General features: G+C 36.3%; 21 protein-coding genes. 12 read left to right on the forward strand and 9 right to left on the reverse strand.

What is annotated here, in order from left to right:
- Positions 1-42 precede the first annotated feature (42 nt).
- The 5 genes from DBO93_RS06920 (at position 43) to DBO93_RS06940 (ending at position 2,324) form a co-directional block, all read left to right on the forward strand.
- Positions 43-618 carry a DUF3087 family protein gene (locus tag DBO93_RS06920; protein WP_108455663.1) on the forward strand — a complete coding sequence of 192 codons (576 nt, stop codon included), beginning with the start codon at positions 43-45 and terminating at the stop codon, positions 616-618.
- 24 nt (positions 619-642) lie between these two features.
- On the forward strand, positions 643-1,029 hold the full coding sequence (locus DBO93_RS06925; protein WP_108455664.1) for a VOC family protein: 387 nt from the start codon (positions 643-645) through the stop codon (positions 1,027-1,029).
- Positions 1,030-1,173: 144 nt separating this feature from the next.
- A complete protein-coding gene (locus DBO93_RS06930) occupies positions 1,174-1,434 on the forward strand; it encodes a DUF5062 family protein (protein WP_108455665.1) in 261 nt (86 codons plus the stop codon).
- Positions 1,435-1,550: 116 nt separating this feature from the next.
- Positions 1,551-1,796: a DUF2986 domain-containing protein gene (locus tag DBO93_RS06935; RefSeq protein WP_108455666.1), complete on the forward strand. Its 246-nt coding sequence runs from the start codon at positions 1,551-1,553 to the stop codon at positions 1,794-1,796.
- A 15-nt stretch (positions 1,797-1,811) separates the two neighbouring features.
- Positions 1,812-2,324 (forward strand): shikimate kinase, encoded by a 513-nt coding sequence (locus DBO93_RS06940; protein ID WP_108455667.1) that lies wholly within the window; start codon positions 1,812-1,814, stop codon positions 2,322-2,324.
- Positions 2,325-2,366: 42 nt separating this feature from the next.
- On the opposite strand, the gene DBO93_RS06945 is transcribed toward DBO93_RS06940, so the two are convergent.
- Entirely contained in the window at positions 2,367-3,176 is an 810-nt protein-coding gene (locus DBO93_RS06945; protein ID WP_108455668.1) for a crotonase/enoyl-CoA hydratase family protein, read from the reverse strand.
- A gap of 213 nt (positions 3,177-3,389) precedes the next feature.
- Between DBO93_RS06945 and DBO93_RS06950 the strand changes: the two genes are divergently transcribed.
- From DBO93_RS06950 to DBO93_RS06965, 4 genes are all read left to right on the forward strand, one after another.
- The gene (locus tag DBO93_RS06950) at positions 3,390-4,436 is read left to right on the forward strand and encodes an isoaspartyl peptidase/L-asparaginase (RefSeq protein WP_108455669.1); all 1,047 of its coding nucleotides are present in this window, start codon (positions 3,390-3,392) and stop codon (positions 4,434-4,436) included.
- 82 nt (positions 4,437-4,518) lie between these two features.
- Positions 4,519-4,950, forward strand: a complete 432-nt coding sequence (locus tag DBO93_RS06955) for a CreA family protein (RefSeq protein WP_239059185.1) — start codon at positions 4,519-4,521, stop codon at positions 4,948-4,950.
- 68 nt (positions 4,951-5,018) lie between these two features.
- Positions 5,019-5,801, forward strand: a complete 783-nt coding sequence (locus DBO93_RS06960; protein ID WP_108455671.1) for a hypothetical protein — start codon at positions 5,019-5,021, stop codon at positions 5,799-5,801.
- A 313-nt stretch (positions 5,802-6,114) separates the two neighbouring features.
- The gene (locus tag DBO93_RS06965; protein WP_108455672.1) at positions 6,115-6,534 is read left to right on the forward strand and encodes a CBS domain-containing protein; all 420 of its coding nucleotides are present in this window, start codon (positions 6,115-6,117) and stop codon (positions 6,532-6,534) included.
- Between the two features lie 198 nt (positions 6,535-6,732).
- Here the strand turns inward: DBO93_RS06965 and DBO93_RS06970 are convergent, their stop codons facing one another.
- The 3 genes from DBO93_RS06970 to DBO93_RS06980 form a co-directional block, all read right to left on the reverse strand.
- On the reverse strand, positions 6,733-7,839 hold the full coding sequence (locus tag DBO93_RS06970) for a hypothetical protein (RefSeq protein ID WP_108455673.1): 1,107 nt from the start codon (positions 7,837-7,839) through the stop codon (positions 6,733-6,735).
- Positions 7,840-8,564: 725 nt separating this feature from the next.
- Positions 8,565-8,867 carry a DUF3301 domain-containing protein gene (locus tag DBO93_RS06975; protein WP_108455674.1) on the reverse strand — a complete coding sequence of 101 codons (303 nt, stop codon included), beginning with the start codon at positions 8,865-8,867 and terminating at the stop codon, positions 8,565-8,567.
- Positions 8,868-8,874: 7 nt separating this feature from the next.
- Positions 8,875-9,921 (reverse strand): DUF3549 family protein, encoded by a 1,047-nt coding sequence (locus DBO93_RS06980; RefSeq protein ID WP_108455675.1) that lies wholly within the window; start codon positions 9,919-9,921, stop codon positions 8,875-8,877.
- A 294-nt stretch (positions 9,922-10,215) separates the two neighbouring features.
- On the opposite strand from DBO93_RS06980, the gene truC reads away from it, so the two are divergent.
- Positions 10,216-10,968, forward strand: coding sequence for a tRNA pseudouridine(65) synthase TruC (gene truC / locus DBO93_RS06985; RefSeq protein ID WP_108455676.1), 753 nt, complete (start codon positions 10,216-10,218; stop codon positions 10,966-10,968).
- A gap of 111 nt (positions 10,969-11,079) precedes the next feature.
- On the opposite strand, the gene DBO93_RS06990 is transcribed toward truC, so the two are convergent.
- The 5 genes from DBO93_RS06990 to DBO93_RS07010 form a co-directional block, all read right to left on the reverse strand.
- Positions 11,080-11,427 (reverse strand): hypothetical protein, encoded by a 348-nt coding sequence (locus DBO93_RS06990; protein WP_108455677.1) that lies wholly within the window; start codon positions 11,425-11,427, stop codon positions 11,080-11,082.
- A gap of 317 nt (positions 11,428-11,744) precedes the next feature.
- A complete protein-coding gene (gene dapD, locus DBO93_RS06995) occupies positions 11,745-12,575 on the reverse strand; it encodes a 2,3,4,5-tetrahydropyridine-2,6-dicarboxylate N-succinyltransferase (RefSeq protein WP_108455678.1) in 831 nt (276 codons plus the stop codon).
- A gap of 15 nt (positions 12,576-12,590) precedes the next feature.
- Complete coding sequence (gene glnD / locus DBO93_RS07000) at positions 12,591-15,233, reverse strand: [protein-PII] uridylyltransferase (protein WP_108455679.1); 2,643 nt, start codon at positions 15,231-15,233, stop codon at positions 12,591-12,593.
- 77 nt (positions 15,234-15,310) lie between these two features.
- The gene (map, locus tag DBO93_RS07005; RefSeq protein WP_108455680.1) at positions 15,311-16,099 is read right to left on the reverse strand and encodes a type I methionyl aminopeptidase; all 789 of its coding nucleotides are present in this window, start codon (positions 16,097-16,099) and stop codon (positions 15,311-15,313) included.
- Positions 16,100-16,495: 396 nt separating this feature from the next.
- Entirely contained in the window at positions 16,496-17,122 is a 627-nt protein-coding gene (locus DBO93_RS07010; protein ID WP_108455681.1) for a hypothetical protein, read from the reverse strand.
- 361 nt (positions 17,123-17,483) lie between these two features.
- On the opposite strand from DBO93_RS07010, the gene rpsB reads away from it, so the two are divergent.
- Both rpsB and tsf read left to right on the forward strand, forming a co-directional pair.
- Complete coding sequence (gene rpsB / locus DBO93_RS07015; RefSeq protein ID WP_081153010.1) at positions 17,484-18,212, forward strand: 30S ribosomal protein S2; 729 nt, start codon at positions 17,484-17,486, stop codon at positions 18,210-18,212.
- Positions 18,213-18,305: 93 nt separating this feature from the next.
- Positions 18,306-19,178 carry a translation elongation factor Ts gene (gene tsf / locus DBO93_RS07020; protein ID WP_108455682.1) on the forward strand — a complete coding sequence of 291 codons (873 nt, stop codon included), beginning with the start codon at positions 18,306-18,308 and terminating at the stop codon, positions 19,176-19,178.
- Positions 19,179-19,456 lie beyond the last annotated feature (278 nt).

The following is a 19,456-nucleotide window of genomic DNA, read 5'->3' on the forward strand; positions in this document are numbered from 1 at the left end:
TAACCATATTATGTGTTAAAAATATAAGAAGTAAGTTGAAAAATGAAGTTAAAAGACATTGATAAAGCCGTTTACCGTAAACATTTAAATATTATTATTGTTGGCTTTATTGCCAGCTTACTTACCCTAGCACTGGTGTATGGACAAGCACTAATTATGTTATTTGCTGATAGTACACAGTTATTGACTACCCCTGCTAATGTTACAACGGGCGAATTAGTTAATGAGGCTACAGGTACAGAAAGTAACTTTAGCTACAACTTTATGGGTGTATTGCTCGCGTTATTAACTTGTGTTTTCGCGCTTCATAGATTGCGATTTAGCGCATTTTTTAGTGAAGTGTATTATGTTTGGCAAGTTAAACAGCAGCAAAACTTGATTTACCGTAAACTGAAAAAAATTAAAGTGGCTGCAGGAGCTGACGAGGTAAACGTCAATGCGTTAATTATTTTGAATTTTTATTATGCGAGTTTAAAACAAGTGTATTTATTAGATGACAATACGCTCACAATGTCTAAACTCAATACTGATATAAACGAATTAAATAGCCAATTAGAAAATCTAAATTTAACATTATCAACCGACCAGTTTGAACCATCAATGTTGGCTGATTTTTAAATATGTAAATAAGAGGAATATACCATGATAGGTTACGTTACTTTAGGTACAAATAATTTAGAGCGAGCCGTCGCTTTTTATGATGAATTGCTTGCCACAATTGGCGCACAGCGTTTTTTAGAAACCGATAAATTTATTGCTTGGTCAAGATCGCCTGAAGAAGCGGGTATATCTATCACGAAACCTTTTGACGGTAAGCCAGCAACTGTGGGTAACGGCGTTATGGTTGCTATCATGCTTCACTCTACAGATGAAGTAGATGCTTTTTATAAAAAAGCGCTTGAACTCGGTGCAACTTGCGAAGGGCCTGCTGGGCCAAGAGCTGAATTAGACGGTTTTTATGCGGGCTATTTTAGAGATTTAGATGGCAATAAACTTAATGCTTTTTATTTAGATATGCCAATGGCTTAACGGTTTATACTAACAGTATAAACAGATATCAGTGATTTCATTATTAATTTAACCACTATGTAGAATCAGGTTTAACCATTAAAATACTTATGCTTAATGGTTAAATAACCGGAAAAATTAAGAAAACAGGAACAAATTCGGCAAATGAAGAAGTTAAAAAACGAAGCAGAACTATTAAAAAAAGCCATAACAATTGGTGAAGGCTACGCGAAAAATCGTGGTTATAAAGGCTTTTCGGCAACCAATGCCGCAAAGGAAAAAATTGAAAGCTTATACCGTTTGCTAGTTAACGATAAGCTTATTCAACCTTTACCAAAAGACGGTGAAGACTTAGCCAGCATGAAGCACAAATTAGCGTTATGGATTGCTAAACAGCTTCCTGCTGATCATCCTTTGCTAAAATAGATAAATAGCGCTGTATTATAAAGTTTAACTATAGATAGAAGTGTCCAAACTAGCGGATTTAAGTCATCCGCTGTTATAACAATTACCAGCAATTTAAAAAGAAGAATACCTGTTATATGAACCGTAAAAAGAAAATTAACCAAACGTTGAAGTCAAAGCTTAAAAAAATGAATGCTAAGCTGCAAAATTCGAATAAGCCTAAGTACGTTTCAAAAGCAGAACGTGCGGCTATTGCAGCAAATGAAGCTGAAGGTTCTGATGTAAGCTCTAATGAAGCAACTCCTGATAATTCAGCGGATAGCTTGGTCGATAATTCAGCCGAGAATAACGCTAATAATGACGCGAAGAATGATGCGAAATAAGGCATAAACTATTTTATGGCAGACATTAAGACCCACCTCAAAAGAGTTGTCATTTTTGGCAATTCGGCTGCCGGAAAGTCCAGTCTAGCCAAAGTTATAGCAACACAACATCAACTTGCCCATTTAGATTTAGACACTTTAGCTTGGTATCCAATCACCGAACAATCACCGATGCCGCAGCGACAACCTATTGATGTGTCTGTTAGCGAGATAAATAGCTTTATCGAGCAAAATAATCAGTGGGTAATAGAAGGCTGTTATAGTGACTTACTCGTTCACACATTAGAAAAATGTAGTGAAATTTTATTCTTAAACTTACCGATTATATTATGTATCAGTAATGCGAAAAACCGTCCTTGGGAGCCGCATAAATATCAATCTAAAGCAGACCAAGATGCTAACTTACCTATGCTGATTGATTGGATCTCACAATACGAACATCGCACAGATACTTTTTCAAAAGTTGCTCATCAACAGCTCTATGATGAATTTTTGGGTGAAAAGACTCAACGTGTAGACAATCAGTAGCTATTCTCTACAGTTATCACTTGGTGTTTTAACTTTGTTAACTCACCACTTCTTACGCGTTAAAAATGGCTTGTGCTGCTCAACATCATGGGTTTGATTATAAATTTTTCGATGGACATTTTTACCCATTAAAACTCTAATCTGATAGTAAGACTCTCGAAATAATGCCCAACCTTTGCTGCCTTTCCAACTTTTGTTATATAGCTTCTTATTTGCTGCTATCGCATCAGGAGATTTTGACATTAAAGAAAGCGCGAAAGCTTGTGCATCTTCTAGTGGGGTTGCTGCTATTTCAGTGACTAAATTTAAGGCTAATGCTTGTTCACCATTGAACATTTCTGCTGTCATGGCGAGCTTTTTAGCTTGATCAACCGCTATAAGATCACGTAATGCTACTGTACCGCCCATATCGGGTATTAGGCCCCATTTCCCTTCTAGAATTGATAGTGAACTGTCTGGTGTAGCAAACCTAAAATCTGCACCTAGGGCTATTTGTAAACCACCACCCCAGCAGCGACCTTGAATAACACAAATAACAGGAACGGGAATCGCTTGCCAACCGGTTGAAACGACTTGCGCTAAGTTAGATCGCCAAGGCAAAACTTTAAACAGGAGTTTTAGCATGTTCATTGGAGATTTCATAATTGATTTAACATCTAAACCTGAACAAAAATCGTCACCATTTCCAGAGACAATAACCGCTCTAATTTCTCGATTTTTACGCAATGTTTTAATTGTATGACGAATAGCTATAAACATTGGCATATCTAGCGCATTAAGTTTATCTGCGCGATTTAGTTTAACGTGGGCAATGTTATTGGTGATCTCTACAATTACGCGCTGCTCTGTCATGAAAGTCCTTAGCAATATAAGCGACTTGCCTATAAAGATAATAAAATGGTATGACCAGTACAATAACTAAAGAGTTCATTTATGTCTACATTGAAATACTTTTTGCATGAGCTGAGTACTTGTAAATACTGAAAATTTATCGCACATTGTTACTATATATTTTTACCGAATAGTGACTGCGGTGAAATCACTTAAAAACTATGGCGCAATTAGATGAAAAATAAATTATTTTTAGCGGCTGCTTTAACAATAACGAGTTCAACGTTATGGCTTGTTGATGGGGCGCATGCTCATCAAGAACAAGCTTTTGCCATTGCCATTCACGGTGGTGCTGGCACAATTGATAAAAGTAAAATGACACAAGAGAAGCGAAAAGCCTATGAGTCAGCATTAACACATGCGCGTGATACAGGTTATGCCATGTTAGCTGAAGGTAAGTCTAGCCAAGCAGCCGTTATTGCTGCGATTCAAATACTTGAAGATTCACCGTTATTTAATGCCGGCAAGGGCGCGGTATACACCTTTGATGGCGAGCATGAACTTGATGCGTCAATTATGAATGGTAAATCTTTAAATGCTGGCGCAGTTTCAGGTGTAAAAACCGTGAAAAGCCCTATAGCGTTAGCTGAAGCTGTAATGGAAAAGTCAGTGCATGTAATGCTCAGTGGTGAAGGCGCTGAAGTTTTTGCAAACCAGCAAGGCTTAGCACTGGTTGAAAATAACTACTTTAATACTGATGCGAGGTTTCAATCGTTATTAAAGGCAAAAAAACAATTGGCAGAAAAAGCCAAAGAGCTTAAAGATTTTCAAGCGGCACACAAAACACTCAATAATGAATATAAATTTGGCACTGTTGGCGCTGTGGCACTTGATAAGTTAGGCACTATAACCGCTGGCACAAGCACGGGCGGTATGACAGCTAAACGTTTTGGGCGTATTGGTGATGCGCCTATTATCGGTGCTGGCACATACGCGAATAATGATAGTTGCGCGGTTTCAGCAACGGGTCATGGCGAATACTTTATTCGTTATCATGTGGCGGCTGACATATGTGCTCGTATGCAATATCAAGGTATTAGCCTTGAAAAGGCGGCTGACGTAGTGATAAATGATGTTTTAGTGAAAGCAGGCGGATCAGGCGGTGTTATTGCCATTGATACCAAAGGTAATATAACCATGCCGTTTAATAGCACGGGTATGTATCGTGCAAGTAAATCGTCAAACGGTGAAGCATTTGTAGGGATATTTAAAGATGATTAATAAAAGCAACATACAAAAAATAGTACCTAAATATTTAACTACTTCTAAAGTTTTTTTAGCTTTAGCTTTTGGCTTAACTCTTATGGGTTGCTCAGATGATGTGGGGAAAGTTAGCTTAGGACTATTTACTACTAAAGATGTGGTGATTAAAGCTAAGCAAGATCCAATTGTAACAGGTGTAACTTGTCATATTAGTCATGTAGAAGCCGATTTAGACTTTTCGGATCCTTCGGATATGAGCATTGCTTGTCGACAAACGGGTGAAATAACCGCTGAACATCTTGCTCAAATTGATCGTTCAAAAAATGGTGAAGTGGTTTTTAAAGAATCAAAAAGCATTTTGTTTAAAAGCTTAAAAGTAAGACGTATTTATGATGCTGAAAATAAAACCCTTATTTACCTGTCTTATTCAACGAAAGAGTCATCGGGCAGTCACCATCATTCGTTATCAACCGTGCCTTTATATAATACTAAGGCTTGGCAATGGGCATTAGCCCAAAATGTTAAAAACTAGTCGTTTAACTGATGATAATGTAGTGCAAGCTGTTTGGTATAAATCATAGAATTAAAAGTAGAAATATTATGTTGGCAAAACTGTTTAGTCCGAAAGCAATAATTGATGAAAACACCAAAAACTGGATCCTTGATACCTTTGCATGGGCAATTGAAAATTTTGATATTAATGTGCTTAAAAATGATGCGAGATTGATTCTTCCTAACAATGACTTTTATCCTGGTACGGTAAGTAGCATAGATGAAATGGCACAGGCTATGTTTATTAACACCAAAAAATACGCCGGTATGCAAAATTGGCCGATAGAAATTACCTCTACTTCGCCAACATCAAAAACCGCTATTGAGGACTTAAGGTTAGGTTCTGTTATACGTGGTGAAAATGCTGAAATTGATATTAATTTGAGTAATACTCCTTTAATGCTGGGGTTTAATCCAAATCAGGTAAATCAGCCACAAGATTTAATCGCAGGTATTAGCCAGGCCATTGCCAGTATTTTGGTGATTTCAAATAAAGTACTGCCACCAGGCGGAAAAGAATATTTGCCACAAGCGATAGATTTGGTCGCTTGTTTTATGGGATTTGGCGTTATTTTTGCTAATACGGCTTATCAATTTAAAGGCGGTTGTGGGTCTTGTAATAATGCCAGTTTAAATCGCCAAGCTGCATTAACTGAACCGGAAACTGTTTATGCGTTAGCACTTTTTTGTGTCTTGAAAAAAGAACCGATTAAAAACGTTAAAGGGCATCTAAAGTCACATTTAAGAAAAGATTTTGTTAATGCCTATAAATCGATTGAGCAGTCTATTTCAACGACAACACAGCCAGCATTGTTAGCTTTAGCCAGTTAATCGATTGTATGAGTAAAAAAGTGAAAAAAACACTGTAAATTGATGATTTATCTGCAAATGAGTCTACAGTTAATAATGTACAGGTAAATTTATAAGTAAATGTAAAAAGTGAAAGTAAAAGAGTTTATATCTGGGCAGTATTTGGCTATAAGTGTTAATTACATTTTAGAGATCCACTATGGAGTCATTTACGAAATAAAGTTAATAACTAGATAATTTAAACAACAAAAGAGGCGCGTCAAAATAGGCGTCCAAGTAATGATGATCTAAATAGGTATGAGTGTTGGTGGGTTGATTTATAAGGGAAATAACTATGAATAGTCTTGAAGTAAAAGAATATATGAACCATTATCCAGTGACTTTCACGCCAGAGATGGTAGTAGAAGAAGCGGCACTGAGGTTTTTAAAAACCAAGCAAATTGGTGGACCTGTTATTGGTAAAGATAATAAATTAATTGGTTTTTTATCAGAAAGTGATGTTTTATCAAAAATGATCGAAACTATTTACTATAACGAACATATTGCTGATGTTGCCAGCTTAATGCACAAAGAAGTTTTAACGGTTAAGCCTTATGACAGCGTTATTGAACTAGGTCAGCAAATGCTGAAAAACAAACCTAAGGTATATCCAGTTGTAGACGATAATGGAAACTTACTCGGTACTATATCGCGTAATGACGTACTTAGGGCTATTGACCTACATCTGCGCTCAGGTTATCCAAAAGTTAAATAATTAGCATCCTATAAACTTATATTATCTTTTGAAATTGATGATGAACCCACAAAAAATAGCTAACTTGGTTAGCTATTTTTACGTTGAAAGTATTCCTCATTTAAATAAGGGTAACCTGAGTTGATTTTAAACACCGCATCATAAACGTTCAGTCAGCTCGCAATAACGTTGACGATTAATTAACGGCTATCCTGAAAGTTAATACTCAATTAATGGTGAATAAAAGGCAGACTTTCCTAATGTAGCTTGGCTACCTTTTAAGGAAAATTTGTAACCACAAAGTGAGAAATTATTTTTAAAAGCAATGTTCTTAAGAAGTGCTTTTGTATCTAAAGGTGAGAAATAGGCATATAAGCCGTTATCCTTTGAGCTAACAGCATAAGTTCTAATCGGTAGTTCATTATTAAACTCAATAACTTTACAGCTTATATCACCTGTAGCTTTGCTTAACGCCCATATCTCACTATTATCTAAAACATCAGCCTGCCAATGAATAACAAGCGCATCGTCAGCGTCAAACATGACAGAAAATTTATCTGGAAAACTGAGTATATGTTGAAAGGTTATTATTTCTTGCGGGGCAACATTATGCTCAACGGGACTTTCAACTTCAGTCGTACTAGAGAATACCCAAGATAATAGGAGAATCAGCAAGAAGAATGATGCAATCACTGCAATCGTTATTCTCGTATTCATTTTACTAAAAAGCGTTAATCTAATTGACTCAGCAAACTCAAGTCTTTTGTTTACATTTACATTCGCATTCGCTTGAGTCGTATTATTTGTTGGCCTTGCATGCTCAACATTATCTGTATGAACATGAGTGTTTGCATGGTTAACATCGATATTATTCATCGTAGGTTCAACACGCCGGGTGCTACGAGAATGGGTTTTAGTTGTTTTTTGTAAGTTAGATAAGTTAATCGGCCCATTATAGCCAAGTACATAGTGCCTTTGCTTGTTACTAGGGTAAGTTAACAGCAGCAAGCTCAAACATGTTGGCAAAATTAATAGCCAGTAACTCAAACCATAGTCAACAAACACTATTATCAAGCCTGTAATTAAAAGGCTACCGGCAGGGGCCATTAGCCATTTTTTATCAAACTGTGCATCATTTTGTCTGCGTTTTGTTGTGGTTAAGCATATAAAAGAGCATAAAAACAATATAACACAGCTCACTAATTTAAAATTACTCAAGCTCGCACTTAAGGTGATAAAAACTAATAATGAAGAAAGTACGATAAGTATAAAACGTTGTCTATTATCAAAACCTTGCCAGCAAAAAAATGACTTGATAAGTTGCATAAAACCTCCGGGAAATAAGTTGGCTAACTCGCGAGAAAGCTAACTTTAAAAGTACTAAAATGAAAATGCGATAAGAGTGGGCAAGGTTAACTAATTTAAGCTCCAAAGTCTGTTTATCTGTTCGATTTTTCATTATATTTGTCATGATAAATAGCAAGTTCATAAATTATGTCTTTGCTGCCTAGTGTCGTTATTGATAAGCCCAACGCTTAATAGTCATTATTAGGCGAACTATATGTAAGACATGTCTGCAGATGTTGTCAGTTTATACGGTAAAATTGATAACATTTTCAATGCTAAACTTTTAAGTCACTGATTTTAAATGCTTTATTTTTTACTGTGTGTTTTGTATACGTTTTTATTAATAATTTAATAACCTTACCTCTTTTATAAAATAATCGTTTAAGTAGAATTAACTCTGTCTTGGAGACAAAGTGCTAGGGAAAGCAACTAATATACAAAACATGGAAAGTGTTGTTGTATTAATGAATTAAACGGATTTATGATTAAGTAAAAGGGAATTAGATTATTTAACTTTAGGTACATACGGATGTTATGCACGATGCAACTTTTTTCATGGATTGAAAAGAGCGCTTATGGAATAAGCAAGAAGGGATGCAAACCAAGGAAATAGTTAGGTGGTCAAAAAAAAGCGACATTATGTCGCTTTTTTTCTGCCTGTTTTTCGATTATTCTCAACAATTTATCGCTAATATCCAGCAAGGTTAATTTACGCGATAAGCGGGCGTGTCTATATTGTCGAGTTTGTAGCCTCGCAATGTTATTGTGCCATGATATGTTGACTCGCCATCACCACTAAATTCAAAGTCGAAATTACTCAACCAGTGTGGCCCAAAGCGTTTAGAGAACCTAAAGCGGCTAGATAAGCGTGCTATAGCTAAAAATTGTAAGTTTTCTTGTTTACAATACTGGTCAGCGTGAGAACGCGCATATTCAGCTACTTTTCGCAAATATACAAAATACCAAAAGAGTAAGCCTATAAAAAGTAGGTAGTAAATGTTTTCCATGAAATGCCTAGGGTTTAAAAAGCATGCCAATGGCTTTGGCCAATTCAGGGCTGCGTTTTGGTGAACGAATTGCTTGCAATAGTACGGGGCGAATCAAGGGTATTGCAACTAAATCTTTAAATATTGCTGAAAATAATGCGTAGTCACTATCTTTAATTAATTGTTCTAAGTAGCTAAAAAGCAAGTTTTCATCATTTAATATTGGCCATAATCGACCGGCGATAATAATCAGCACGTCTTCTTCTAACACGTTATTTTGTATTAAATTAGCAATAAAGCTTTGACTGTATGGGTGCTGTGTACTTGATGCGAGAGCACGTAATAATGCAATTGTAATTGAGTTGATAACTTGTTCTTTTAGTGTTTCTTGTTGATAACGTTTAGTTAATTCCTTAATGGCAGCGGGTGCTAAGGTAACGTTTTCAAGTGCAGAACATAAAGGTACGAGAACTTGCTCGGGTAAATAACTTAGAGCGCTGATTAATATTTCATTATTGTTATCTTCATCTAATCTAAAAGCAAAGTCGGATAGGCCTTGTACGCCAACTGATTGCCATGCCTCCCAGCCACTTAACCCTGATAAATAGCTTTGGGCAGGTGCATAAAACTGGCTAGGTATTTGTTTGAGTGATGTTGACACTACACTATTTACCGCTGCTAATTTATATTGAGCAGGGGTAAAGTGATAAGGGTTTTTCTTCAATAAGGCTTCTTGTTGTTCGGTTGGGTTTACCGATAGATTGTCACCTAGTGCTTCGATAATAATAGCAATAAAATGATTTCTAGCGCCTTGGTTTAATAAGCCACGTTCGTCTAGCGGCAATTTTATAAACCATAAATATGGGCTAGTTGATTGCTTTTGCCAAAATGCAATGGCGACTAACGCATGGCCTTGAATAGGATATGGATAAGGAAGTTCTGCCGCTTCTATTTTTGCAAACTTCTCCTTTGATATTTTATCTACTCTGCGGCCAATATCAAAAATACGATATTGAGAATCAGATAAGCTCAGTAATGCTGAAATTGAAGAAATAGTGTCTGAAGTTGCACTCATAGGAAATACTGTCGCTATTAAAGTTGATAAATGTAGGTACAAGTTGTTATGGCGCAATATTATAGAGATAATAGCCCTTTAACTCCACCGTTAATCTTTTTCTTGAACAATGGAGTTTTAATCACCTTTAGCTGGCGTTGTGTTATTTATAATCATAAGTTAATTTCAAAGCGATATATGCTTTAGGATATGACTTAATCTAACAAAATATTAGCTATACCCAAGTAATTATATTTTTAACACGATGCATTCAGTCGTTATAAACCACCATTAATAAAAGAAGAATTTACTAACATGACGATCGAAAATGCTGGTTCAGTAATTGTTGATAAACCTGTATTAAAAATTTTATATCAAGATGAGTATCTGGTCGCTGTTGATAAACCAGCAGGGCTTTTTGTTCACCGAAGCTTTATGGATAAAGATGAAATTTATTTCGCCTTACAGCTTATTCGCGATCAAATTGGCCAATATGTTTACCCCTTGCATCGACTCGATAGGCCAACGTCAGGTGTGTTGCTTTTTGCCTTAACACAAGATGTAGCCCGCTTAATGGGACAAGCATTTACCGATAGAAAAATACAAAAAACCTACTATGCGTTAACGCGAGGACACTTATTAGGTGAAGGTCTCATAGACTATCCACTAAAAGAGAAGTTAGACGATTTAGGGGATAAAAATGTTAGTCGTGATAAAGAGCCGCAAAGTGCAATAACGTTTTATCAATCAGATGCTATTGCCACGTTAGAGGTGCCATTAGGTAAATATTCTAGCGTTCGATATTCTTTAGTTAAATGTTTGCCTCAAACAGGAAGACGTCATCAAATTCGACGACATTTAGCGCACTTACGCCACCCAATTATTGGCGATATAAATTATGGTGATAATAAGCAAAATCCATTCTTTGGCGAATACTTTGGTTTTAAACGTTTAATGCTAATCGCTAAGAAAGTAGAGTTTACTCACCCAATTACAGAGCAAACCATAGTGATTGAAGCTGATTTTGATGCGCAGTGGCGGCAGGTGTTTAATACGTTTGAATGGTAATTTAAATTCAAAGTATTTTCATTTTTGGTTTATTTTTAATTAATGCTTAGATTAATGTTTAAGCATTAGAAAACTGATTGTAAAGTTAGCTCTGCCTATAAGTGCTAGCGACTAATTAGGGCCGCTAATTTGTACTGAATTAAAATCTTGCTCGATTAATTTACTGTAGCTATGAGTTGGTCTTGTGTACTCAGTATTCTTATCGTAACTGTACTCTTCATTTTTTGGCCCTCTAATAGCAACAGCATTGACAAAGTAAACTGACTGATAACTTTCACGTTGTTCAGCAAAGGCTAACATCATCTGTTGATCTTGAGTCATTTCACGATTTAATAAACTCAGCATTAAGTAATGGTCTGAAACCAAGGGCTTCTTTTCCATAACTACTTGAGGCGTTGAATTACAAGCCGATAAAAATGTAACAACCAAAATAGTAAACAATAAAGATAATTTTTTCATAATACTTGTGATAGTTAAGAGTACTTACTAGTCACTATCGCAAAGGTTATGCCAATTGTAATTTTGACATGGTTTGATTACATCTTTTGATGGCGAAAATAGTCGCTTGTATTCATTAATCAATTGATTTATATGTAAATAATTATTTTGTGATCGAGGTAGTTATTTAATGGAATTATTATTTTTGAAGGGTTTTTAAGTCATATTCTTTTTGTAAATAATATTTTTAACAGAGCGTCAAAAAAACATCATTGAGTGATTTCACACAATATTATACTGAGATAATATTGTGTGAATTTATGCTAATAAAAAACGTTCTACTCTTCTGATACCGAACGAAGAAGGGCATTAATACCCACTTTAGCACGTGTTTTTGCATCAACTTTTTTAACGATTATCGCAGCGTATAAGCTATAAGTACCACATTTTGAAGGTAAGTTACCTGGCACAACAACAGAACCAGCAGGTACACGACCGTAATGTACTTCGCCTGTTTCTCTGTCAAAAATACGAGTGCTTTGGCCAATATAAACGCCCATTGAAATAACAGCGCCTTCTTCAACCACCACACCTTCAACAATTTCTGAACGAGCACCAATAAAACAGTTATCTTCAATAATAGTTGGACCTGCTTGAAGCGGTTCAAGTACACCACCAATGCCGACACCACCAGATAAATGTACGTTCTTACCTATTTGTGCACAAGAGCCTACAGTCGCCCAACCATCAACCATACAACCTTCATCTACATAGGCGCCAATGTTAACGAAACTAGGCATAACAACGACATTTTTACCAATAAAGCTACCAGTTCTAACCGATGCGCCTGGCACAACTCTAACGCCATCAGCAACAAAGTCGGCGTGGGTATAGTCAGTATATTTCATTGGAACTTTATCAAAATATTTGCTTTCAGCTCCGTCAATAACTTCGTTATCCCAAATTCTGAATGAAAGTAACACTGCTTTTTTCAACCATTGGTGTACAACCCATTCACCGGCAATTTTCTCTGCAACGCGTGCTGAACCATTATTTAATGCCGCTAAAGCTTCTAATACCGCATCTTTTACTTCTGCAGTTACACTGGCAGGACTAATGTTCATACGATCTTCGAACGCTTGTTCAATAATTTTTTGTAATGCTGACATCTGAAATTCCTAGTATTAATTTGGTAAAATTTGTCGTTGACTATCGTTGCAAAGCATAGCCTCTAATGTGGCTTTTTGCGCATCAGTCAATGGCTGATTATCAATATTTGAAACGGTAAAAACATCTTCTGCTTTTTCACCAAAGGTGGTGATTTTAGCTGAATGTATTTGTATTTTACATTTTTGAAAAATTGCCGCTATATTGGCTAATAAGCCAGGATGATCTAACGCGACAATTTCAATCATTGTACGGTTTTTAGCAGCGCCTTTAATATAGCTTACATGTGTTGGTACTTTAAATTGTCGAAACCTTTTAGCGAGTGGTTTTGCTTTTATTTTAATTTGTTTTGAGGCCAACTTAACACTTAAAGAGCGAGCTATAGTTAAAGTTCTGGCGCTATCGTTAATCGCTTTGTTGCGATTGTCCAGTACGACAAATGTATTCGCAGTATAGCCAGATTTATTGGTGGTAATTTTCGCATCATGAATAGAGAGCTTTTTAGCCCCCAGTAATGAGACAATATTAAAAAATATATTAGGTTTATCTTTTGTATAAACAAATACTTCTGTACCACCACGGTAAGGCTTCGGGCTAATAATAACCATAGGCTTTTCTTTGTTGTGTGACAATATATGTTTAAAGTGCCATGCGATTTGCTCGGGAGTGTAGCGCAGAAAATAATCGGCTTTAAACTCTTTCCACAATTGCTTTAATCGGTCTTGATCTATGGCTTCTGCTTTTAAAATTTCAATGGCTTGATGTTGGTTTTCTCTGATTTTTGCTCTCAAATCAACCGGCTTTTCAAGACCACGTCTAAAGGCACGTTTGGTACTGTAATATAAGTCTTCGAGTAAGTTTGCTTTCCAACTGTTCCACAAGCTTTCGTTGGTAGCGCGCATATCAGCTACCGTTAAACAATATAAATAATCAAGGTGAGCTTCATCGCGCACAATTTCAGCAAAAGTTTTTATGACTTCAGGATCTGATATATCTCTGCGTTGTGCGGTAACTGACATTAATAAATGTTTTTCTACTAACCAAGCGATTAAGCGTCCATCGTGATCACCCAGCTTATGGATTTTAGCAAAATCTAGTGCGTCGATAGCCCCTAGCTTTGCATGATCACCGCCGCGGCCTTTAGCAATATCGTGAAATATGCCGGCAAAATATAATAATTCGGGTTTACGCACTCGTTGAACAATTTTGCTACACAAAGGGTATTCAGCATTATGTTCAGCTTGGCTAAAACGATACAGGTTTTTCAATAACCGATAGCTATGTTCGTCAACAGAGTATGCATGAAATAAATCGAATTGCATTTGACCAACAATATTTCGCCACAAGGGTAAGTATGCGCCAATAATAGAATGACGATGCATTAAGGTGAATGCTAGCCCTAAGCCACGCGGATGCCTAACAAGCGCAACAAATATTTGGCGACACCGTTCGTAGTCAATCATGCCTGATACTAAACGTCGTCTAGCATTACGCATTAAGCGTAAAGTTTCAGGATGTAAGTCTGTAATTTCTTTGTGTTGAGCAATCAGTAAAAACATTTCCATGATCATGGTCGAACGGGTAAAGACTCGTTTATTGCAAACCTTGATTTGACCATCAATAATTACAAAGTCTTCATTGAGGACGATTTCTTTACTGTGTTTTTTTTCGTTTAAAATGGCATATTCAAAATGTTGCAATAACATTCTATTTAGCTCTGAAACGCGAGAAATAATGCGGAAAAATCGTTTCATCATGCGTTCAATAGCAAGCTTACCACCATCACCAAAACCCATTAATTCAGCAACATCTGCTTGATAGTCAAATAATAATCTGTTTTCGTTTCGGCCCGCGATAAAGTGCAAAGCACAACGCATGCGCCAGAGGTAGTCTTGACACTCAATGAGTTCGAAAAACTCATTGGTGGTTAAATAGTTATGGTCAATTAATTGTTCTAGGGTATCAGCCATAAAATGGCGTTTGGCAACCCAGCCAATTGTTTGAATATCTCGCAAGCCACCAGGGTTAGCCTTTAAGTTAGGTTCAAGTGTGTACGATGCGCCATGAAATTGTTGATGACGATTGTATTGCTCATCACGTTTAGCAATGAAGAATTTTTCAGAGGTCCAGAATATATCTTCAATTAACAGTGGCTCTAACTGAGATACTAATGCCTCGTTACCACAAATTTGTCGCATTTCCATCAAGTTAGTGGCAATGGTAACGTCATCAATGGCTTGGTTTAAACATTCTTTAATACTGCGAACACTATGACCAATATCAAGTTTTACATCCCAAAGTTGGGTAATAAAAGCAGATATTTTCTCGGCTAAGTCCTCTTCGATGACATCTTGAGTAATTAATAAAATATCAACATCAGAGTAGGGGTGAAGTTCTTTACGGCCATAGCCACCAACGGCAGCTAAACTTATTTGAAATTCATCGAGATGATGTTGACACCAAAGCTTGGTTAAAATCAAATCGACATAAAAGGCTCTTGCGGCAACCAGCGAGGTAACTTCGCTAATTGGAAATTGCTCCTTTTGCCATTGAAAAAATTCAGCACCTAACGTACATATTTGAGCGCTACTTAATGTAGGCGCACTAATGGATAGGGCTTCTGTGTATTTTTCAGGTATTAACGATGAAGTATTCAACAATAAGCTCTCATGTTTTATCAATATACAGTTAGTCAGTAATGTACAACAACCCAATAAATAGCAGAGTAAAGGGAAATTTAATTATGTAAAATGCGCGCTATTGTGTCGTCTTTACGTAAGGTTAAAATTTCACAACCTGTTCGTGTAACTACAACAGTATGTTCCCATTGGGCAGACTTCTTGCCATCTATGGTGTATACCGTCCAGTTATCTTCTTTATCAAGTAATGTGTTTGCACGGCCTAGATTAATCATAGGTTCAACAGTAAAACACATACCTTCTTGCATTTTTTCACTATCATTATTTTTATAGTGAACGATTTGTGGTTCTTCATGAAACACTTGACCAATACCATGACCACAATATTCTTTTACTATTGAATAACGACCTGATTTTTTGATGAATTTTTGAATTGCCGTACCTATTTCACCAAAGGTATTGCCGGGCTTAACTTTTTTAAGACCTGTATAAAGAGCTTCTTGTGTAATACGACATAGACGATTATCTTCAGCTGATGTTTCGCCAATGAAAAACATTTTACTGGTATCGCCGTGGTAGCCATCTTTGATGACCGTAATGTCAATATTAATGATATCGCCATCAACTAATGGCACGTCATCTGGAATACCGTGACAAACGACATGATTAACTGAAGTACAAATTGATTTGGGAAAACCATGATAATTTAGTGGCGCCGAGGTAGCACCTTGCACTTTATCGGTATATTCGGCACAAATGGTATTTAACTCATCTGTTGTAACACCTGCCTTTACGTAAGGCTCGATCATTTCCAATACATCTGCAGCAAGCTTTCCCGCAATTCTCATTTTTTCAATTTCTTGCTGATCTTTAATCGTAATTGTCATAAAACCTCAAATGTAACACTGTAAATAATATAAATAGGGGCAATAGCAAATAATTAAATGGCTATGCATCAATTATCTCGTCAATAACTTTTATTAAAAGCCGAATATTCTTGCCAAGATACATAATAATTGTTGCTGATTTTACCTGCTTTTTTGATCTTTGCCCAATCGAAAAACATTCGCTGCCATTATTGATGATTAAATAATGGCAATATTGTTGTAATGCTTTGACTGTTTTAACTTTGTGAAAACAAATTTCAATTGTTAACTATCACGTTGTTCGCAGTAAAAAATATATAACTGCTTGGTGATAAACAACATAAATTACATAGGTAGCATTAAGCAGTACAAAAATCGCTAAATAAAGCTACAGAACATAATAACTAACAAAAAATTTTAAGATAATTTGTCTAGTTCAAGCTTAACTGCATCGATTATTGATTCAGGATTTTCTAAATACAAATTGTGATTAAGTAACACTAAGCTTTCGTTACATGCCAGTAATAACGCCGGAATAGCTTGAGTACCAATAATCTCTTGAATTTCGATAATATCGTGAATGGCAAATTCTGCATCTTTAGTCAGTTTGTTCGACTGTAGGCATTTTGCTGGCGGAGACAGCTTCAATTCATCAATAATATCGCTAACGCTTTCATTGTCAGTTAATTCGTTGCCTAAAACAAAATGGGCATATTGTAACTTTGATAATAACTCAAAGGCCGACTTTGCAGATTTGTTTTGAACCCACGCCATTAAATTAGCAACTAATGTAGAGTCTTTTGTGTAATTGAGAGTGTCAACATAGTTGGCACCAAATTTTACCTGACTAAACTCACCAACAGCGCTTAAGGTGATAGGTGATACTTTATTGTCACCATCGTAATAACCTATGTGCATAGCTCTAAGGGTAATGTTTGGAAAAGCACTTAATACTTTTTCAACTAAAACCGCAGAGGCGTAGCTCCAAGGACAATGACTATCGTAAATATAAAAGAGTTCTGCATTTGGTGTATTCAATGACATGATTTAACTAGCTTGATATAAAAAGTAGAGTAATTTTAACTCGCTGCTATTAAAGATCCTAGCCCTTAACACAATAAAATATTTTTAGGGTGCTTTTATCTCAAAATGCTAGTTAATTGAGTGTGTTTATGGTATAAAGTGCGCCGTTAATTTGTTTGTCTTAATCTACAATGTTCTCATTGCAAATTTTTCAAATATTTTTAACTTTAAACGGTATTGAAAAAATTCAATACATTAAAACTAAACTCACATACATCTAGCAAAGATATACCGGGGTGCTCAGCGAATTTACGATAAGTAAAACGCAATAAGGGTCGTGTATATTGGATGTATGAACGCTTAACCCCACAAAGGAAAAAACATGCCAAACGTTTCTATGCGCGATATGCTTAAAGCCGGTGTTCATTTCGGTCACAAAACCCGTTACTGGAACCCAAAAATGAAATCATACATTTTTGGTGCACGTGATAAAGTTCATATCATCAACCTTGAACAAACTGTTCCTATGTTCAACGAAGCTCTTGCTGTATTAAGCAATGTTTCTTCGAAGAAAGGTAAAGTTTTATTTGTTGGTACTAAACGCGCAGCAAGCGATGCAATTAAAGATGCAGCGATTAAATGTGATCAATTCTACGTAAATCACCGTTGGTTAGGTGGTATGTTGACTAACTGGAAAACAGTTCGTCAATCAATCAAGCGTTTAAAAGATCTTGAAGCTCAAAGCTCTGACGGTACTTTTGAAGCTCTTACTAAAAAAGAAGCTTTAATGCGTACTCGTGAAATGGAAAAACTTGAGAAAAGCCTTGGTGGTATTAAAAACATGGGTGGTTTACCTGATGTTTTATTCATCATTGATGCTGATCACGAGCACATCTCTATTAAAGAAGCTAACAACTTAGGCATTCCAGTAATTTCTGTTGTTGATACTAACTCAAACCCAGATGGCGTTGACTACATCGTTCCAGGTAACGATGATGCGATTCGCGCTGTGACCTTATACTTAGATTCAGCTGCTAATGCTGTTCTTTCTGGTCGTGAGCAAAACATCGCAGTACAAGCTGAAAAAGACGGTTTTGTTGAAACTGAATAAACTCAGTTTTACGTAACGTTTTAAACTGCTATTGCCACAACAGCTTGTGTTGTTGTGGCAAATACTGAATACATTTATATTGAGGAAAATTTCATGGCAATTACTGCTGCACAAGTTAAAGAATTACGTGAACGCACAGCTGCGGGCATGATGGATTGTAAAAAAGCTTTACAAGAAGCTGATGGCGATATGGAACTTGCGATTGAAAACATGCGTAAGTCTGGCCAAGCAAAAGCTGCAAAAAAAGCAGGCAACATTGCTGCTGAAGGTGCTATTTTAATTAAAACTAACAACGGCGCTGCTGTTTTAGTTGAAGTTAACTGTCAAACTGATTTTGTTGCAAAAGACAATAACTTCTTAGGTTTTGCTAACGAAGTTGCTGACGCTGCTCTTGCTGCTAAAGTAACTATCGAAGAGCTTCAAGCTCAATTCGAAGAAAAGCGTATTACGCTAGTGACTAAAATTGGTGAAAACATCAATGTTCGTCGCGTTGAATACATCGAAGGTGCTGCTTTAGCTTCTTATAGCCATGGCGCTACTATCGGTGTTGTTGTTGCTGGTGAAGGTGATGCAGAAGCACTTAAGCACATCGCTATGCACGTTGCTGCAAGCAAGCCAGAATACATCAACCCTGCAGATGTTCCTGCTAGCGTAGTTGAAAACGAACAACGTATTCAATTAGATATCTTAAAAGCTGAAAACGATGCGCTTGAAGATAACAAGAAAAAGCCAGATGATTTGCTTGAAAAAATCATCATTGGCCGCATGAAGAAATTTACTGGTGAAATTTCTTTAACGGGTCAAGCTTTCATCATGGAGCCTAAGAAAACTGTTGGCGCCATTTTAAAAGAAAAAGGCTTAACAATTTCTTCATTCGTTCGCTTAGAAGTTGGTGAAGGTATTGAGAAAAAAGAAGAAGATTTTGCTGCTGAAGTTGAAGCACAAATCGCTGCAGCTAAAGCTTAATTCATAGCTTGAATTAATTATTAGCTCAAATGAAAAAGCGCCAATCGGCGCTTTTTTTATGATAAAAATTTAAAGACTGTTTAATGACAACGTTATAATATTTTAACAACGCCATCAATATTGATTGAAATTTAAACTATTTCATCAATATAAAACGATAAATAGCTTCTACTTTAGACTTTTTTCATATTTGACTTTCGAACCGTGGCTAAACGTATTAAAATAGCCGAGGTCGATCAGGCCTAGACTATTTTAATTTCAAATTCTTAAGGAATGTT

This window comes from Colwellia sp. Arc7-D (assembly GCF_003061515.1).
In the GTDB taxonomy this organism is placed as follows: domain Bacteria; phylum Pseudomonadota; class Gammaproteobacteria; order Enterobacterales; family Alteromonadaceae; genus Cognaticolwellia.